This is a genomic window from Xanthobacter dioxanivorans, assembly GCF_016807805.1.
Lineage (GTDB): Bacteria > Pseudomonadota > Alphaproteobacteria > Rhizobiales > Xanthobacteraceae > Xanthobacter > Xanthobacter dioxanivorans.
Genome location: NZ_CP063364.1, coordinates 95,072 through 112,503 on the forward strand (window position 1 = coordinate 95,072; position 17,432 = coordinate 112,503).

15 protein-coding genes are annotated in these 17,432 nt (G+C 66.6%); all 15 read left to right on the forward strand.

Going from position 1 to position 17,432, the window contains the following annotated elements; translation table 11 throughout:
• Positions 1 to 13 precede the first annotated feature (13 nt).
• The 15 genes from EZH22_RS32300 to EZH22_RS30765 all read left to right on the forward strand — a co-directional run bounded on the left by EZH22_RS32300 (position 14) and on the right by EZH22_RS30765 (position 17,430).
• The gene (locus EZH22_RS32300; RefSeq protein WP_231711631.1) at positions 14 to 436 is read left to right on the forward strand and encodes a hypothetical protein; all 423 of its coding nucleotides are present in this window, start codon (positions 14 to 16) and stop codon (positions 434 to 436) included.
• Positions 437 to 473: 37 nt separating this feature from the next.
• The gene (locus EZH22_RS30695) at positions 474 to 1,739 is read left to right on the forward strand and encodes a hypothetical protein (RefSeq protein ID WP_203196965.1); all 1,266 of its coding nucleotides are present in this window, start codon (positions 474 to 476) and stop codon (positions 1,737 to 1,739) included.
• Positions 1,740 to 1,949: 210 nt separating this feature from the next.
• Positions 1,950 to 2,285, forward strand: coding sequence for a hypothetical protein (locus EZH22_RS30700; RefSeq protein WP_203196966.1), 336 nt, complete (start codon positions 1,950 to 1,952; stop codon positions 2,283 to 2,285).
• Between the two features lie 198 nt (positions 2,286 to 2,483).
• Entirely contained in the window at positions 2,484 to 3,671 is a 1,188-nt protein-coding gene (locus EZH22_RS30705) for a type IV secretory system conjugative DNA transfer family protein (RefSeq protein WP_203196967.1), read from the forward strand.
• A 3-nt stretch (positions 3,672 to 3,674) separates the two neighbouring features.
• Positions 3,675 to 5,519: an ATPase, T2SS/T4P/T4SS family gene (locus tag EZH22_RS30710; RefSeq protein ID WP_231711632.1), complete on the forward strand. Its 1,845-nt coding sequence runs from the start codon at positions 3,675 to 3,677 to the stop codon at positions 5,517 to 5,519.
• Positions 5,516 to 6,319, forward strand: a complete 804-nt coding sequence (locus EZH22_RS30720; protein ID WP_203196969.1) for a methyltransferase — start codon at positions 5,516 to 5,518, stop codon at positions 6,317 to 6,319. The genes EZH22_RS30710 and EZH22_RS30720 overlap by 4 nt, the downstream gene beginning before the upstream one ends.
• The gene (locus EZH22_RS30725; protein ID WP_203196970.1) at positions 6,312 to 6,590 is read left to right on the forward strand and encodes a hypothetical protein; all 279 of its coding nucleotides are present in this window, start codon (positions 6,312 to 6,314) and stop codon (positions 6,588 to 6,590) included. The genes EZH22_RS30720 and EZH22_RS30725 overlap by 8 nt, the downstream gene beginning before the upstream one ends.
• Entirely contained in the window at positions 6,587 to 7,123 is a 537-nt protein-coding gene (locus EZH22_RS30730) for a hypothetical protein (protein WP_203196971.1), read from the forward strand. Before EZH22_RS30725 ends, EZH22_RS30730 begins: the two co-directional genes overlap by 4 nt.
• Before the next feature lie 82 nt (positions 7,124 to 7,205).
• Complete coding sequence (locus EZH22_RS30735) at positions 7,206 to 12,500, forward strand: strawberry notch-like NTP hydrolase domain-containing protein (RefSeq protein WP_203196972.1); 5,295 nt, start codon at positions 7,206 to 7,208, stop codon at positions 12,498 to 12,500.
• Positions 12,419 to 13,843 (forward strand): hypothetical protein, encoded by a 1,425-nt coding sequence (locus tag EZH22_RS30740; RefSeq protein ID WP_203196973.1) that lies wholly within the window; start codon positions 12,419 to 12,421, stop codon positions 13,841 to 13,843. Before EZH22_RS30735 ends, EZH22_RS30740 begins: the two co-directional genes overlap by 82 nt.
• A gap of 383 nt (positions 13,844 to 14,226) precedes the next feature.
• Positions 14,227 to 15,432, forward strand: coding sequence for a LexA family transcriptional regulator (locus tag EZH22_RS30745; protein WP_203196974.1), 1,206 nt, complete (start codon positions 14,227 to 14,229; stop codon positions 15,430 to 15,432).
• 3 nt (positions 15,433 to 15,435) lie between these two features.
• On the forward strand, positions 15,436 to 15,690 hold the full coding sequence (locus tag EZH22_RS30750; RefSeq protein ID WP_203196975.1) for a hypothetical protein: 255 nt from the start codon (positions 15,436 to 15,438) through the stop codon (positions 15,688 to 15,690).
• Positions 15,687 to 16,376, forward strand: coding sequence for a hypothetical protein (locus tag EZH22_RS30755; protein WP_203196976.1), 690 nt, complete (start codon positions 15,687 to 15,689; stop codon positions 16,374 to 16,376). The genes EZH22_RS30750 and EZH22_RS30755 overlap by 4 nt, the downstream gene beginning before the upstream one ends.
• 10 nt (positions 16,377 to 16,386) lie before the next feature.
• A complete protein-coding gene (locus EZH22_RS30760; RefSeq protein ID WP_203196977.1) occupies positions 16,387 to 16,668 on the forward strand; it encodes a hypothetical protein in 282 nt (93 codons plus the stop codon).
• 9 nt (positions 16,669 to 16,677) lie between these two features.
• Positions 16,678 to 17,430: a hypothetical protein gene (locus tag EZH22_RS30765; protein ID WP_203196978.1), complete on the forward strand. Its 753-nt coding sequence runs from the start codon at positions 16,678 to 16,680 to the stop codon at positions 17,428 to 17,430.
• Positions 17,431 to 17,432: the final 2 nt, after the last annotated feature.

Below are 17,432 nucleotides of genomic sequence, written 5' to 3' on the forward strand. Positions count from 1 at the left end.
CCGGGAGGCCGGCATGACCGCGAAGTCTTCGTCGCAGATTGATGAACCGGCGCGGGGCCGGCTTGTCTTCCGGGGCGGCTGCTGTTCGCGTTGCTCGGGCGCGCTCGAGTGGACGCAATGGGCCGGCACCCTGCAGTGCTCGACCTGCCGGACCGGCACGATCCCAGGTCCTGGTGTTGCCATTCGGGTGAGGTGCTGCGTTCCGTTCTGCGAGCGGACCCGCGGCGACCGGAAAACCGAGCCGCCATTGGGGCCCGGCACCGAGTGGATCTGCGGCGAGCACTGGCAGCGGGTGCCGCGCCGCTTGAAGCTCATTCGCTCGCGGTTGAAGCGCCGTTCGGCAGGCGCGGGCTGGACGGACACCGACAAGCTGATTTCCGCGAGGGTGTGGCTGCGTTGCAAGCGCGCCGCGATCGAGGCCGCCGCCGGCCTGTGAGGCTGCGCCGCCTGACCCGAAGCACAACGTGAGGCCCATGACCAATTTCGATCCGATCTTCCTCGATCTGACCACCAGGTGGGTGTCCGCCGCCCGCCCGGGCGATAATGACGGCGACGCGCCGGTTGCGGTCCACTTCCCGGCCCGGCTTGTGGCCGGCCCGGTGGGGGAGGTTGAGACCCAGGCCATGCTCTACGGGCATCGCGCTCCGGCTCTTTTCGCGGTGGGTGGGGGGATTGTCCGCGTGGGGGGTCCACCCGTCGCGCCGGGACCGTTCGTTCCGCGCACCGGCTCAGTGCTGCCAACCGGTGGCGGCCGCGACGACGAAGACGCGTTGCTTGCGGTGGCGGCGATTGGTGCCCTGGGGGGCAGGGCGCTGTCGCACGACCTCGTGGTGATGACGACCGATGCCAACGACGCCGCGCGGCTAGCCGCTGCATTTTCGCGGCTAGCCACGCAGGTGCAGCCGCTCGACGACGAGTCGTTGCCGGTTCCGCGGACGGTCAGCGTCTTGAGCGCCGAAGCGATAGAGGGGATTCGCCTGGCCGCCGTCCAGCAGAAGTGGATTGAAAAGAAGGCGGACAGCCGGCAAGCGCTCATTTATGCCGCAGGGGGGAGTTCACGGATATGGGCAACGACGGAGGACGGCATCGCGCCAATTCCGCTGCCGGACAATGGTTTATATTCGCGATGGGAAGCCCAATTCCTGAGCAGTGCTTCGGACGCGGTTCTGGGCCCATCGGAAGCTTTGCAGTATCAATACCCATCCTCGGGTGAACGCGCCCTTGTGCGCAATTCCTCTGGGGAAATCGTGCCGTTTGAGGCTTCCAAGGCTATCGCATCGGTTGAAACGGACACCATCGCCGCGTGGATTGAAGAGTTAGGAGATACCTTTACTACCGTTCGCGCCTTGTTCACGGAGGCCACCGTCGTGGGCCCTGACGCGCCGTTGTATACAAGTTGCCTAAAACACAAAGCTTTCAAGGCAGTATTACAGCGTGACTTTGTAAACGGTTTCTCGATATATGCGTGCCGAGCATACGTTAACACGCCGGGCATGCGATTTTCGCATGTCTTGGAGCCCACCCCCGCCGTAGGGGCCGCAAGTTACTTGGAGCGACGACGTAGACGCGTACCGCCCGTGAGTTTCCGGGAGGCCAGCCAAGAATTCGTCCTGCGTTTGCCTGCCAGTTTTATCGATCCTGAGCTGGCTATTACGCTACGTGCATTCGCCCAGAGCACGCGCCCTTCTCGCGATAGCGTCCATCTCCTAAGCCGGCTTATTCGCATCGAGAGAAAGTAACAGGAGTCATCCCCCATTTTGGGGACGGCCTCGCGGCACTTCAACACCCCTTCTCACAGATCCCTTAAGGATTGACACGAGCAATGCACAGCTTGTTAAGTCTTATCGGCGGTGATCGAGGGTTTGTCCCGGATATGCCGTCGCTACTCTAACGAATGCGAGGGCCGGAGCATGAGGGGGTCAAATACGGCCTTCGTGGAAGAGGCCGTGATGAATACGAGCGATTATATACCTGCATCACCAGGCCGCTGGAGATCCGTCCTTGATGGGCGTTTTTGGTGTCGAGACGATGTCCAGGACGAGCGCCGGTTTTTCATTCAGATCTCGCAAGTGGACGCCAACACTTGGCTTTTCCACGTCTCCGAGCTTCCGGATGGTGCCGCACATATCCTGCTTAACGATGGGACCGGGTGTTCCCTTGAACAGGCGATGATGCTCGCCGAGGCAGCCGTGGTTCTGGCTGCTTCGTCCAATTCCGCTCTTTCGCGCACCAGCGCGGCACTTGGCGGGTGCTCCCGCGTGAGCATGGCGTTGGCCTGCGCCTGATCCTCGACCCCTTATCCAGCCAACTCGAAGCCCTCCTCGCCCGTCCGCAGGAGGGCTTTTTTCGTGATAAATGCCGCTGTGCTTCGATAAGCTGCTTTGCAGCCCATTTTGTGCCCGGGATTGACGAGGGTTATCGAGTCGTTATGTTCCTGATCGACGAATACCTTCATTCGATCGATCGCAGGGGAGCCGGTCGCGATGGTCCTCCAATCCGTGCCGTTGCGCGTTCGGCTGCTGTCATCTGCCAGCCTCATTCTTCTGGGCGCCTCGGTTTCGGCAGCTCTTCCGGTTCCGGCCGCGGCGCAGACGATTTACCCGCCGGTGTATCAGCAGCCCACCTACGGCTATCCGACGCCGTCATATGGCTATCCGAACACCGGCTGGCAGCAGCAACAGCAGTTGTCCCCGCAGGCCCAGGCGCTCTATGCGGCGCCCGGGCAAGTTCCTGGCCAGACGCAGGCTCAGTTCGGGACTGGCCCGGGCCAATCGGCGCCATCGGCGGCCGTCGTTGATCCGCCCGGCGGGGTCGCGGGCTACAATGCGCCGGGTGCCATGGCCCAGGGCATTCGCGGCCAGCTTCTGGCGCGCAGCGCCCGCGGGGTCGGCCTGCGGGCCGGGTTCTCCGAGGAGGTCGGCCGCCTCAATATCTCCGTCGATCAGGTCGCGCCGGCGCTGGAAGGGCGTTTCGATTTTCGCCCGCTCCTGGTTGAAGGGATGGTGATCCCCCCCGTCATCACCGAGGTCCGCGAAGTCGGCGAGCTGGAGAATGACAAGCTCGTGCGCCTGTCGCTCGGCACCTACCGCATCGTCGCGCCGGCCCGCCTGGCACTCAAGGTGCCCAACTGGCGGGACTATCTGAACATCTCGACGGTGCCGACAACGCCGTTTCGGGGACCGGACTTCGTGCCGCGCACGGAGGAGGAGCGGGCGAGCTACGAGCAACTGGCAGAACAGGCCCGGCTCGACGGGATCGAGGAGGCCCGCGCCCTGTTCGCCGTCAACCTGTCGCGGCTGATCCGCGATTACGACGGCATGAGGCTCTATCACAGCCTCGCCGGCAGCGGGGCGGTGTCCCTGCCGAAGGTGTCCCGGACGGGGAACGACCTCAGCGTGACCGAGCACGGCAATCGTGCCGCGGTCGGCAACGTGACGCTTGAGCTGATCGTCTCTCCATCGTTCAAGCTGGCGTCCAAGAGCGCATATCTGGGCGACCGCACGGTGCCTCCGCGCCCGACGCCCCGCAGCCAGTCCGGGGCCGAACCGCCGCCCCCACCACCGCCGCAGCGTCCCGCCGGCGTTCCGACTTCCAATGCGGCTCCCGCGAGCTCCACTGCGGCTCAGGCGACGAAGGCCGCCCAGGTCGCAGCGACGCCACCGGAGCGCTAGGCCATGGCGTCGTGGATCGGCACCTATCTCGGCGCGAAGGGGCAGCGCTTTGCGGGTGCGCGCTTCGGAGTGGCGTCGAAGGAGGATATCCGGCGCGTACTTGTTGCATGCGCGAAGCTCGGCGCGAGCGACATCATCTTTCAGACCGGCCAGCCGGTTCTCGCTTTCATCAACGGGCATCTGTTCTCGTTGACCGGTCACTGGCTGCAGATTGAGGATCTTCGGCGCGTTGCCGTCGCGTTGGCGGCGAACGACAGCATCATGCCCCGGCTGATGGCCGGCCAGGCCTTCGACACAGCCGTGCAGTACGCGGACCCCGAGGAGCGCGACGAGCAGGGCGATCTGTTGCGGTACCGGTTCCGGGTCAACATCACCGCCATGAATTTCGACGGCTCAGTGGGGATGCAGATCGTTCTGCGCTACATCCGCAGTGAGCCGCCCATGCCCGAGGACATTGCGCTCGAGGCAGAGATCGTCGCCGAATCGGCCCCGTCACAGGGGGCCGTCATCATCGCGGGTGAGACGGGCTCGGGGAAGACGACCACGACGGCGGCGCTCAAGCGCAACATCCTCGCCGGCAACACCCATCTGACGGGCAACCTCATCACCTATGAGGCCCCGATCGAATTCCTTTTCACCGATGTGCCATCGGCGTGCTGCACGATCGCGCAGCACGAGGTGCCCCTGCATGTCCCGAGCTTTGCGGATGGCGTCCGCAACGCGATGCGGCGCAACCCGAGCCTGATCGAAATCCAGGAGCTCCGCGACGCCGAGACGATCACGGCCGCCGCGGAGGCCGCGAACACCGGGCACACCGTCTACGCCACGACGCATGCTTCGAGCGTTGCCCACGTGTTTCGGCGTCTGCCGCAGCGGTTCCCGGCGGACCAGCAGGTCCCGGGCTTCTACGACGTGGTGTCCTCGACCCATCTCCTGGTGTCCCAGGTGCTCGTCCCGCGCATCGGCGGGGGCCGGATCTGCCTGCGCGAATGGCAGCTCATCACCGAGGACGTGCGGCTTGAGGTGGAGCGCGCCGGACCCAGCGGTGCATTCGAGCGGATGCGCGAGATCATCGGACGGGGGGAGGGGGGCGCCCCATGTCGGCCACCGTCGCCCGCAAGCTCGAGGAAGGAGATATCTCGGCGCAGACCGCGATCCGCGCGCTCTACCGCTATGGCTACCGCAGGGAAGCGGAGCGCCTGGCGGCGCCCCACTCCCGTGTGGTCTCAGTTCCGGCAGGGGGGCCAGACCATGCCGTTCTCACGACGTGACTTTGTGAGAACGGCACTGGTAGGCCCCCTCCTGGCCTCCCTGCCGGGCCTCGCCTTCGCGGAAGGGCAGGGCGTTTCCGCCGACATGCGCCGGGCGCTTGAGGCGCGGCGGGGCTGGCCCACCGCGCTCTGGCTCCGCCGGTTGTCCGGCGAAGAGGTCTTCGCCGACTTCCGCCTTCCGGGCGGCGACTGGCTGCCGGCGGGCCTGGTCACGCTGTCCTGGGCCATGCGCGATTATCGCAGCGACACCGCAGTGGAGATCAGCCCGGAGCTGATCGAGCTCCTGTCCCGCCTGCAGGCGGGCTTGTCGGAGATCCACGGCTCGGCCGTGCCGCTGGTGCTGCAGAGTGGGTACCGCACGCTCGAAAGCAACGCGAACACCGAAGGTGCCGCCCGCAACTCCATGCACCTCATGGGGCAAGCCGCCGATATCAAGGTGCCCGGCTTCGCCCCCAACGCAGTGGCGGCCGCTGCAGCCGTGGTCGCGGCCGGCGGGATCGGAATCTACCCGACCTTCACGCATGTGGATGTGGCCCGCCCGCGCTTCTGGCGCGGCGAGGCCCGGAAGGGGGCATGATGCTCGTCTCTCCCGAAGTGCTGGGGGTGTTGCGCACGGCGGTTGCCGATGGGCACGCCCTGCGCATCCCCGGAGTGGTGGCGCGCGATCTCTACCTCAAGACCGACCGCGTTCTGCGCGAGGCGGGCGCCCGATGGGGTGGGATGAAATCCGGCCATGTCTTCCCGGGCGATGCCGGCGCCGTTCTGGACGAGATCCTGGCCACCGGCCGGGTGTTCAGCGAGCGCAAGGCGCTGGGGCAGTTCTACACCCCGCCCGACCTCGCCGCGCATCTGGTGGAGCGTGCGGCAATCACCGCCGGCGAGCGCATGCTCGAGCCCAGCGCCGGCCGCGGTGCCCTGGCCACGCCCGCCGCTGGCGCCGGCGCCCTGGTCGATTGCATCGAGATCGACCCGGCCAACGTCGCGGCCCTCACAGAGGCGGAGATGTTCGCCAGCGTCCGGCAAGCTGACTTCCTCGCCTGCGACGTGCGCTCTGAGCTCGCCTACGGCGCTGCAGCGCCGGGCGGGTTCCCAGGCTACGACCTGGTGGTGATGAACCCCCCGTTCGCCGGCGGCGCGGATATCGATCATGTCACGCGCGCCCTTGGGCTCCTGAGGCCGGGCGGACGGCTCCTCGCCGTCATGAGCGCGTCGGTCCTGTTCCGCGAGGCCAAGCGGTGGCAGGCGCTCGATGCCTTCCGCGAGCTGGTGGCGCACCACGGCGGCACCCTGAGCGAGCTGCCGGAGCGCTCCTTCCGATCGGTGGGAACCGGCGTCGCCACCATCCTGTGCGAGATCTCGGAGCGCCGCCATGCTTGATCCGAACGCGGACTGGTCCTTGTGGACCGACTGGCGCTGGACCGCCGTGCCCATCTCGACGATCGCCGGGCTGCACGGCTCGCTGCTGCTCGTCGGTCCGCTCGGCTTTCTCGGGGCCATCATCGCGGGGAAGACGCTGATCGGCCTGGTGCTGATCGCGCTCTATGCCGCCTACCTCTTCTACTGCGCCCGCAAGCGGCGCGGTCCCTACCAGCAGCTCGTTGCGCTCTACATCGTTCACGTCGCCGGCTGCCAGTGGAGAGCACGATGACGCTGCACGTCACCCCCGGCATGGTGCGCACGCTGCACGACCTCGCGATCGAGGCCGCGGCGACGCGGCACCTGGCGCAGAGCCCTTCGGAATTCGGCCAGCGGCAGCGGGAGGCGCTGCTGCGGCTGGTGAAGCCCCAGAATTCAGCTCCCGGCCGGGTGGAGAGCCTGCGCAAGGTCCTGGCCTCCAACGAGGCCGCGACAACCGAGGGCATCACAGCCCTCTGGGTCGAACCGCGCTTCGTCTCGCCGCTGATCGCCGCGTCAGCCGCAGCCATGGTGGGCCGCGTTTTCGGCGGGTCGGCCGTAGCGCTGCGCCCCGTGATCGGCGCAGAGCCCAACTCAGTCTACGGCGTCCAGCTCTCCGGGTTCGAGCTGGAACCGGGCCAAAGCATCGATCCCGAAGGGGCGTGCCGCTTCATTCAGGCCACCGTGCGGGTGACGTTCCGAGCGCTGGCGGATGCCGATTTCGTTTATGACGCAATGAGCGACGTTGAGCCGTTGTTAATCGCCTCCGCGGATGGTGGCCCATGACGGCAAAACACAACTTATTGACACTCATCATGTCTCGGCGGCATCTTGGTCCCCGGCCAACCGATCGAGAAGGACTACCCATATGGCCTCCGTCCTGATCCCGAACCTCCGGGAACACGGCGTCGCCGCGACTTTCCTCGCGGGGCGCTATTCGCATTTGCCCGCGCCCGCGCTGTGCGTGTTCGTGCCGGAGGCCTCGGCTTTCCGAGAGGAAGCCGTGTCAGAGGTGGCGGAGAAGCTGGGGATCGCCCAGCTGCGCCGGCTGGGGGTTGATACGCGGAAGGCCAAGGGCACGCTGCTGCTGTACGCGCCCCACGACAAGTTCAACACCCGCACCTTCTGGAAGGCGGTCGGCCTCGATCCCAAGAGCCTGCAGAAGGTCACGGTGTCGGAAAAGGCGCTGATCGAGCAGCGGCTCGCATTCTCGCGCACGCTCGGCATGCACAAGGCCTTTTTCGACCCCACGCCAATCGGCTTGTCGCGTTATGGGGCGCGGGTCGTGGAGACCACCTTGGGCCGGATCGCCCTGCACCTGAAGACCAACAAGGTCTACCGCGAGTGGGAGATCTCGCCGGAGGGACGCCGGCAGGGTGACATTCGCGACTTCTTTTTCCGGGCGACGACGCCCGATGAGCTGTCGGGGTGCGCCCGGGGCGCGGCCCGCATGATGTACGAGGAGAACGTTCGGTTCTACCGCGCATCATTCGCAAAGCTTTACGAGCACACGGTGGCGGCCGAGCTGCGCGAGACCCCCGGCCTGACGTTCAACGACTGGCATGAGCACGTGGAGGCGCAATGCGCATACTACCTGCAGCGGTCGCTGGAACAGGGCAACAATCCGCGCCTCGTGGCCAGCGGGCTTAACGCCCGTCTCCCCATCCGCGAGGGGCGGGGGCTGGAGACGCTGCGCTTCGACCAGTATTCCACGCCCCTGACGGTGGCGTCCGCCGCAGCCTCCATTCTCTCCCCCATGCCCGGGGAGACCGCGCTAGAGCCAATGGTGGGCAATGGCGTCCTGGCGAGTGCCCTCGCGGCGCATGGGGCGAAGATCACCGGCGTGGAGATCGATCCCGGCCGCGCGGCTCGCGCCCGCACCGCGCTGGGGAACGGCGCCGAGGTGATTGGCGCCTCATTCGAGGAGTTCGCCGCCGGCGTGGGCAAGGGTCAGCAGTTCGACATGCTGATTATGAACCCGCCCTTTGGCACGGACTACAAGCAGCGCATGGCGACGGACCTGCACGGCCGCAAGGTGCGCCTGTCCCGGCCCGATCATCACTACGCCTTCGAGGCCTTGCAGCACCTCAAGGCAGACGGCCGGGCCTTCATCGTCATCGCCGGCGACTTCGTGAACGAGGGCAAGCTGGAAGGCTCCCGCCGCGAGTTCGATACCTGGCTGCGGTCGGTCTATGACATCGCCGGAGCAGCGGTCCTCGACGGCAATCTCTACCGGAAGATGGGCACAACCTTCCCGGTCCAGCTCTATGCCGTGGGACCGCAACGGGCGGTGCCGCTGTCGGCCGAAGAAGCCGTGGAGGCTTCCCCGGCCGAGATCCCCGTCCTGCGCACGACGGATGAGCTCGACGCATGGGCTGACATTGCCGGCGCCAATATGCGCTCCCTCGTGGGGGCGCGGCGCCCCGACTACACCCCCGGCGCGCAGGCGAGCAGCGATCCGCGCCGGCTCATGGGGATCGATGGAGGCTCTTCCGGCCCGAATTGGGCGGATGCCCTGGAACCGGCCGATGCGGCGGAGGCATTCGGTGCCTTCGTCGCCTCGCGAGTGGTCGCCCTGGCGGATGGCTCGCGGGCCCGTCTGGACGAGACGCGCCGCGGCTGGGCCGTGCTCAGGCGCGACGACACCGGCTCTGTGGCGCGCCATGCCAGTCCGGGGCCGTCGAACACGGGATGGACGCGCGACCAGGCGCTGCAGGCCGCGCTCCAGATGTGGAGCGCCGAGCGAGACAAGGCCGCCACATCGGCCGCGGCACGCGCGGCGGCAGCGGCCACAGGGGCCTCTCCGGTCGCCCCACCGGTGGCGCCTCCCGTGGCGCACCCTGCGGCCCAGCCTGCCGGCGGTCTGAACGAGGTTCCCCAGCCCGCGTCCGAAGCCGGGAATACGCCGGCCGGTGGCGATGAGGAGGCGGAAGACGAAGAGGCTGGCCAGAGCGCCGCCCCGCCCCGCCGGTCTGGCGCGCCGCGAGCGCCGGCGGTTCGCGGTCCCCGCCCAGGGCGGGCGGCGCCGGCAGCTTCGCAAGAGAAGCCCGCGGAGAAGCCCGTCCCCGCCGAACCGGAAGCGCCGGTTCCCTTGGCTGGCTTTACGTCGGTCGTGGCGGCCGGAGATGGCACGGTTGGGACCATGCCCGCCCCACTTCCCGTGGCGGAGTTCGTCATCGACGACGATCCCTTCCTTTTGCCCTACGAGCCGATGAGCAAGCTCGGGGAGGCCTCCACCCGCATTCAGCGGTCGCTCTCGAGCCCGATCATGGCGGCGTTGGCCGACGTGCGCCGCCGCTTCGGCGACATCGATGAGATGGTCTCCCATCGCCTCGGCATGACGTTGCCGCAGATGGAGCAGCGGTTCAGCCCGGAGCAGATCGATGCGTTCGCCCTGTCGTTCGCCGCATCCGAGCGTGGCGCCGGTTTCCTGAATTCCGACAACATGGGTGTCGGCAAGGGCCGGTTCCTGGCGGGCCATGCCGCCATGGGCCTGATCCAGGAGCGTCCGGTGGTGTTCTTCACCGAGCGCCCGGATCTGTTCCAGGATCTGATCGGCCGCGACCTCTGCGACGTGACCGGCCTGAAGGCGGCGGAGCTGCCAAAGCACATCCGCCCCTTCATTTTCAACAATTGCAAGGAGTCGCGGGTGCTCGATTATGAGGGCCGCGACAAGAACGGCGCCCCCACGGTGCTGTTCCGCTATGACGCCGCGACGGCGCGCAAGGCGCAGGAAACGAAGACGATCCCGGCGACGTGCAACATGCTGCTCGGTACCTACAGCCAGCTGTCGCATCTCGGCGGCGTCTGGAAGGCCGAAGCCGTCATCCGGTGGATGGAGCAGTTCGACCGTCCCCCGATCCTCCTGATCGACGAGGCGCACCGCGCCGCCGGCGACGTGTCCAAGTGCGGTCATCGCATGGTGGAGATCGTGGAAGCGGCGTCGCGGCTTGGCGCGACCCCGATCTACTCGTCGGCAACGCCGCTCAAGTCGCTCAAGAACATCAAGCTCTACGCCCCGATCCTGCCGAACGTGGGCATGACCACGGACCAGCTGCTCGAACTGGTGGAGAGCTCGCCGCTCGCCATCCAGGAGGCCCTGGCCTACGAAATGGCGCGCGCCGGCACGATGGTCAGTCGCGAGATGGACCAGGCCGGCGTCGTGCGCGAGTTCGTCAACCTCGTCGATCTCAATCCGGAGAAATACGAGCACCTGCGCGAGAAGATGGACATCGTCAGCGAATTCCTCGGCGAGATGATGGAAAAGAGCGGCGAGGTGAAGAGCAAGGCGTCCGCCCTCGAGAAGCTGCTCAAGAGCGAGGAGGAGCGGGCGAACGGTGGCCAGAAGCCCGAGACCTCGCAGGTCCAGGTGACATCCATGTCGCCGGCGACCCGCTTCCACACGATCTCGCAGTACATGATGTTCGCCTTCCAGGCGCAGTTCGCGGAAGAGCTGACGCTCGGTTCCATCGCCAGCGGCCAGAAGCCCATCCTGGTGGTGGAGAACGTCGGCGACAGCATGGTCGAGTATCTGCTCGCCGGCGATGAAGGCGACACGGACGAGGACGACGAGGCCCCCGAAAACGCAGCGCTCGATAAGGGCAAGGTCACTCGGCTCCCCGACCTCGGGGACCTGCTGGCCCGCACCGCCGGCAGCATGCTCTGGATCTCTTCGCGCAACGGCTTCGGCGAGGTGCAGAAGATCCGCGTCAGGGAGCTCGAGCCCTGGTTCGAGGATTTCCGGGAACGCGTGCGCGACGCGGGGCTGGGGGACCTCACCACAAGCGGTATCGACCTCATCCGAGAGCGGCTTGCCCGCTACGAGCTGTCCGTGGGCGAGCTCACGCGGCGGCGCTACGAGGTGAGCGCCACAGCGGACGGCGGGTACGAGGTTTCGCCCCGCGACAAGCCGCCCATGCAGGAGATCGTGCGCGCGTTCAACAACGGTGATGTGGACGTGCTGGTGATGAACCGCTCGGCATCGTCCGGCATCTCGATGCAGGCGAGCCCGCGCAACGGACCTGACCTGCGCCAGCGCAACATGATTAAGCTGCAGCTGCAGGGTGACATCACCCATGAGCGGCAGATCGACGGCCGCATCCATCGGACCGGCCAGGTCCAGCCCGGCCGCTATACGATCCCGATGCCGGGTTTCGCCGCATCCGACCGGCTGGCGGCGATGTACAATCGCAAGAACCGGTCCCTCAGCTCGGCGTCGCGGGCCACCCGCGAGAACGCCACCAACATCGACAACGCCCCGGACCTGCTCAACGCCATCGGCGACAAGGTGGTTCACGCGTTTCTATCCAACGCTCCGGCGCTCGCCGAGCGGTTCGGCATCGATATTCGTGAGACGGAACCCGAGGGCATCGCCCGCAAGTTCATGGGGCGGCTCATCATCCTGCCGTCTGCCCAGCAGACGCAGATCCTCGCGGAGGTGGAAAGCTCCTTCCGTCTGCTCGTCGCCGATCTCGAGGCCAACGGCGAGAACCCCCTTCGCCTGTCCCGTTACGAGTGGGGCGCGCGGGTGAAGGAAAACCGGATGCTCATCGCCGGCGATATGTCGGCCGAGCAGACGTTCCGCAAGCCTCTCACGCTCAATGAAATCTCCTACACGGAGAAGGTGCGCCCGGTCCGCTGGGACCGCGTCGAGGAAGCCGTGGCTGCGACGCGGGAGAGGTGGACCGACGACGGCCATTACATCGGCCTCGCCGAGCGGTTTTCCGAGCTGGACGATCTCGTCCAGAACGGCGTGGATTTCCGTGCCGGCCTTTTCGACAGGGTGCTCAACCGCGACGCGGGCATGGGCTCCCTGGGCCTCGAGATCATCCCGAGTGCCGTGGCGCACGACGTGCTGCGACGCCGTGAAAGCACCCCCCGCCCCAACAACATGGAGAAGGGGATCTTCGACGCGGTCGATCGGGCGCATTTCCTCGCCCGCATCGTCCCCAACCTCGAGCCCGGCTCGCTGGTCGGGCTCAATCCGGACGTGTTGTCTGCGGTCCGGGACACCGCGTTCTATTCGAGCTGGGGGAGACCCACGAGGCGGATGCGGCGCTCGTTCCCGCCGTCATCCGGACCGTGCGGTTCGCGGAGGAAAACCCGCTCGCCCTTGGGCAGTGGGAAGTCGATTTCGCCGTACCTGGAGAGCAATCGACCCTGACGATCTCCCTTGCCGCCATATTCGGCGGCGAGCGGTTCGCCGCCGAAGAGGCCGCCAAGCGGGCAAAGCAGGCGGCCGAGGATGGGGAGCCGGTGGAGAACAAGCTTCCGCCGCGGGCGATCCAGAATGGCCTCGAGGTGCTGGCCGCGTTGCGCGAAGGCATGGACGAGGAGCATGGCCGCCAGCTCGGCAACCTCATGGACATGGTCCTCAAGGACCCGACGAAGCTGCACGAGATCACGCGGTCCACGGCAAAGACCTTCTTCGATCGGACCCTGCCCGGCGAAGTCACCCGCAAGCGCTACACGCTCGAGGGCAATATTTTCGCGGCCGTCTCCATGTCGGTGCAGCAGCGCCTCGGCGAGAAGATCATCTACACCGCGGAGGATGGCGAGCTGCGCCACGCCGTGCTCCTGAAAAACAACAAGCTGCCTAAGCTGATGAAGCAGCTGGATCAGGCCATTTCAGAGCGCACGGTGGCGGCCCCGAACGATCGGGTCGTGCTCCGTGGCGTCATGGACCTGTTCAATGCGACGGTGGACTACGCCGAGGCCATGGCGAACGCCGGCCGGCAGGGCGAGCAGGCGGCGAAGCAGGAAGAGCGTTACGGGGCCGCCTATTCGCAGACGTTCCGCGCGGCTCAGGCGCGCTACGCCGCGAGCGCGGCGGAGCCGCGCCGGGAGATGATCCAGGCTCTGGGCCGGATCGCCTTCTATGAGGAGCCCGACCGCGAACGCTCCCGCTTGACCGCCGCCCTCCAGAGGCTAGCCGCCGGCCCAGCATTCGAGACGTGGGCGAAGCGGCTGGCGGAGGGCATCACGCGCGCCGCCAAGGTGCCGGCAGCCATCTCGGTCGGACCAAACCCCTTCGATGGCCCCGGCGAACCCGTGGTCCGGCTCACGGAAGCCTCCCACGGCGGCATTGAGGTCGGCGGGTTTGACCAGAAGCGCCTGTCGCGCCTCTCCAAGGGCGTCGCAGCCGACCGCCAGGGGGCGGTTCTCCTGCCCTCCAACACGGGGGACATTTTGGTGTTGACCCACGGCAAGGGCGATCTGCCCGTCTCCGGCACTGACATCAACTGGCGGGTCAAGTTGGGCACCATGAAGGTTCCGGCCGGCGTGATCGCCGGTCATCTTGACGATGATGCCAGCTGGGAACAGCTCGTCGCGCACGCCGAAAAGCACGAGAAAGGCTTCACCCTCCACGGGCCCATGCGCGCCCTGTTCGAGGAGGCCCAGGCGGTCGCCTCGGAAGTGAAGAAGGACGTGGCCCTCCAGCTGGAGAACGGCATCTCCGATTCGCCTGCACCCAATACCCATAGCCCAGCCATGGCGGGGGTGTAGAAATGGCGAATTATTCAGCAAATTCCGATACTTGTGGCGTGGCATTTGCCGCCCGCCGCGAATCTGCTCATGCTGCCCAATCATTCCGCGTGCGGAGCGCTGATTCGCGCGCTCTGCAGGGGCGGATTGCCCTCGGGCGGACCAGCCATTTTTCATACCGGAGATGCGATGAGCGACGGGTGATCTAAAACGAGGAAAGGCCCGGGGTTGCCGCCCCGAGCCTTTCAATCCAGAAGCGCCGACCCACCACGGCTAGCGATCTGAGAACTAATGCTCTCAGATAATACCCGGCTTTTGCCTGCTTGCAAGTGGGTTTCGGCGCCCGATCTGGGCGTCTAGGACAGCCTTCCCCTCCTTGCGTCTCCTCCACACCGGAGGAGCCAATGTCCCGTTTTTTGACCTACAGCGAGCGCGGCGAGCTGTTCGCGCGCATCGCTGCGTGGCCCGGCGTTACCGGCCTGGACCGGCTCACGCTGTTCCAGGTGGCCGGTGCTGCACGCCTCATGGAGGCGGCCCAGCGGATCATCGTGGATGTGACGGTGGACGAGCTCGGCCGCCTGCTCGGCCGCAGCCATTCCACGGTGCGAGCCTCGATCAGCGCTCTGCGCGCGGCGGGCCTCGTGGTGCGCGACGACGGCGCCCGCACAACGATCGACATCACCCCTTGTGCGCAGCTCGTCGGCTTTGAAGCGCGCCCGGCGTCGGTTCTGGGGGGCGAAATCGCGCTCGTAGAAGAGCCTGTCCCCGCCGATATTTCGGCATCCACCCGCCAGCTTTCCGGAGGGTCAGACGCCTCTAGTAAGAGTCCTAATTATATAAATAATTTGAAATACTTAGACTCTAAGGGCTCCGACGACGAAATTTCGGATGCCGCGATCGGCGATCTGATCGCGGAGATCTCCCGTCCCGACGTGCAGGCGTTCCTGCCGCGGGCCGCGGAAATCCGAGCCCTGCTGCTGGGCCTCGACCCGTCCGCAGAATGGACCATGGGCGATCTTGAGGTTGCCATGCTGCGGGCTTTCCCCGCCAGCGAGAGCGGTCCCGGCATATCCCGTGCGCTTGTGCGGCACGGCATCGAACGGTTCGGCCGCGCCCTGCTGGCCCATGCCATCTATGCGCTGCTGCAGGGCAACCAGCCGAAGGGGCTGCTGATCTCCATGATCCGCAGCACGCGGGCCCAGCCGCACTATTCGGTGTTCTGCATTCGCAAGGCCCTCAAAGCCGCGATGAGCAAGATCGAGGGCGAGGAGGCCAAGCAGCAGCTCGATCTTGACGCGCAGGCCCGCGATCGCGCGGCCGAGCTCGTGCGCCGCTTCGTGGACGTTGTCAGCTCTGCCCCCGATCTAGACGACCTCCAGCGCGCGGCTATCTCGGATGGCCCGTCAGGGCACGCCGAGCTGCGCTACGACGGGTCGCGGGAGCGGCTGGTCCTCGCGTTTCCCCGTCGAAACGATCTCTCAGTATGGAAATCCATCGCAGATCGTGGTTTATCATCACTCATCGAGACTGATCTCCCTGACGTGGTGATTTGCGGCGGCGCGCTCGCAGGCCGGCGTCAGATCAGGGTCGGTGGTGTGAGGAGCGCGTGAGCGATGGATGGCAGCACCGGCTACGGACCGCAGGACGAGGACACATCGGGCGTTGGCGCGCGGGAGGTCGAGACCTCCGCGGTTTACGACCATCTCGTCATGCCGCTCCGGCGCGTGGTGCGGGCCGGAGCCGAGAGTGATGAGGCCGCCGCGCGGCGCGCCCTCGACATTGTCGGCCTGTTCGATCCGCGCGTGCTCGCCGCAACGGGCGATGTCCTGAAGGCGGTTCGTGACGGTCAGACGGAGGCCCTGCTGTGAAGATCATCTCCGGTATTGCCAGCCTTGTGCTCATGGTCGCGGTGCTGTTTGCGCCGGCGGCGAGGGCCGATACCACCAGCGACGAGAACTGCCTCGTGACACAGGCCGCGGATGCGGCAGTGCAGCGGCAGGTCCAGATGATCGACGCGGCGAAGGTCAACCCCGGGGATTTCTTCTCGGGCGCCAACAGCTGCATCTCGAGCAACCTTCTGCAGTCCTTCGACCTCTCGCGGTTCATTCCGGACACGGCGGGTCTTCTGACCGGCGGCGTGGACAGCATCATCTCGAGCGTGCTCAACGCGGCGAAACAGCAGGTCTGCCAGGTGCTCAACCAGCAGCTGAACAGCCTGATATCGCAGCTCAACTCGTCTTCGACCTGCTTTTCGAGCAACCTTTCCGCGTCGCTGAGGTCCATCCTCGGCAACGGCGGGACGATCAAGGTCTCAAGCACGTGCGGCGCGGGCCAGTATAACCTCACCAGCTCGAGCACCACGAACTACGGCAGCATCTTCGGTTCCTCGTCCACCAGCTCGACCACCACCACAGCGTCTTCCACGACCACGACCTCGCCTACCACCACATCATCCTCGTCCACAGACACGACCACGACCACGTCTTCGGGCTCGGCCGCCACCACGGTGCAGGAGATCTTGTCCGACTTCGGCGCTCTCCTGTTCGGCAAGTAGGGGAGGGGCCATGTTCGATAACACGCAGGCCTCGGGCGAAGGCTGGGTGATCGCGGAATGCCCGGGGTCGGAAGACGGTCATTGGCAGATGCAGCGCCTCGACGGGCCCTTCGAGACGGATGGCGACGCCTGGCTGCATGTGGTGCAGCAGGCGGAGGACGGAAGCGACTACCACGCAGAGGCCCTGGCCTTCCTCCGGCGCAACAATCCGCGCGAACACGCCGCCATTCGCCGGTTCGTCTCCGGCGGCCGGTCCCCTGCGATCAGTGATGGTGACAGCCCTTCATTGTGAGGTGAACGCATGCGCTTCCAGTCTCGGTTCTGTTTTGCGGCGTTCATCGTGCTCCTGCAGGCCGCTCCGGCCTCGGCGCAGGCTGGCCTCACCGCCTGGCAGCTCTCCACCGAGCTGCTGGTTTCAGCGGTCAAGGTCTCGACGAAACAGGTGGACGCCACGCCGGACACCAACCGGACGATGGAGAGCCAGAGCCGGCAGGCCCTTGCCGCCGTCCTGGGGCAGCATGGCGTGAACGCCCGCGCCGTCCAGGCCAAGACTGCCTATGGCGCGAGCACGGCCCAGGGCTACGGGGTCTGCGCCTCCAAGTTCGGCATGCAGTCCAACGCCATTGCCGAGAAGTCCAGCGCCAAGGTCGCCCAGGCCGTCGCGGCCGCCGATCAGACGTGGCTCACCTCGGGCGGTGATGCGTCGGCCCGGGCGGTCAGCCTCCTCGAGGCGCGCCGGACATTCTATTGCACGAAGGAAGAGCGCCAGACGCTCGGTTGGTGCTCCGGCTCGGCCGCGGCCAGCGGAATGCCGGCGGGCGACACCGATGCGGCCCCTTTCATGCTCCGCCGCGACCTCGGGCCGGAGGAGGCGATGACGGCCGGAGATTACATCGACACCGTTGCGCCATTGCCGACCGTCAAGGCGCAGGCGCGCAACGGCGCGGAGGCCGGAGATCGGCTCCAGGCCCGGCGCCAGGCCGCGTTCATGACGGCGGCGCGCGGGGCTTTCTATTCGGTGGTGGCGGGCGCCGTGGGCGGAGATGAGGAGTAGCT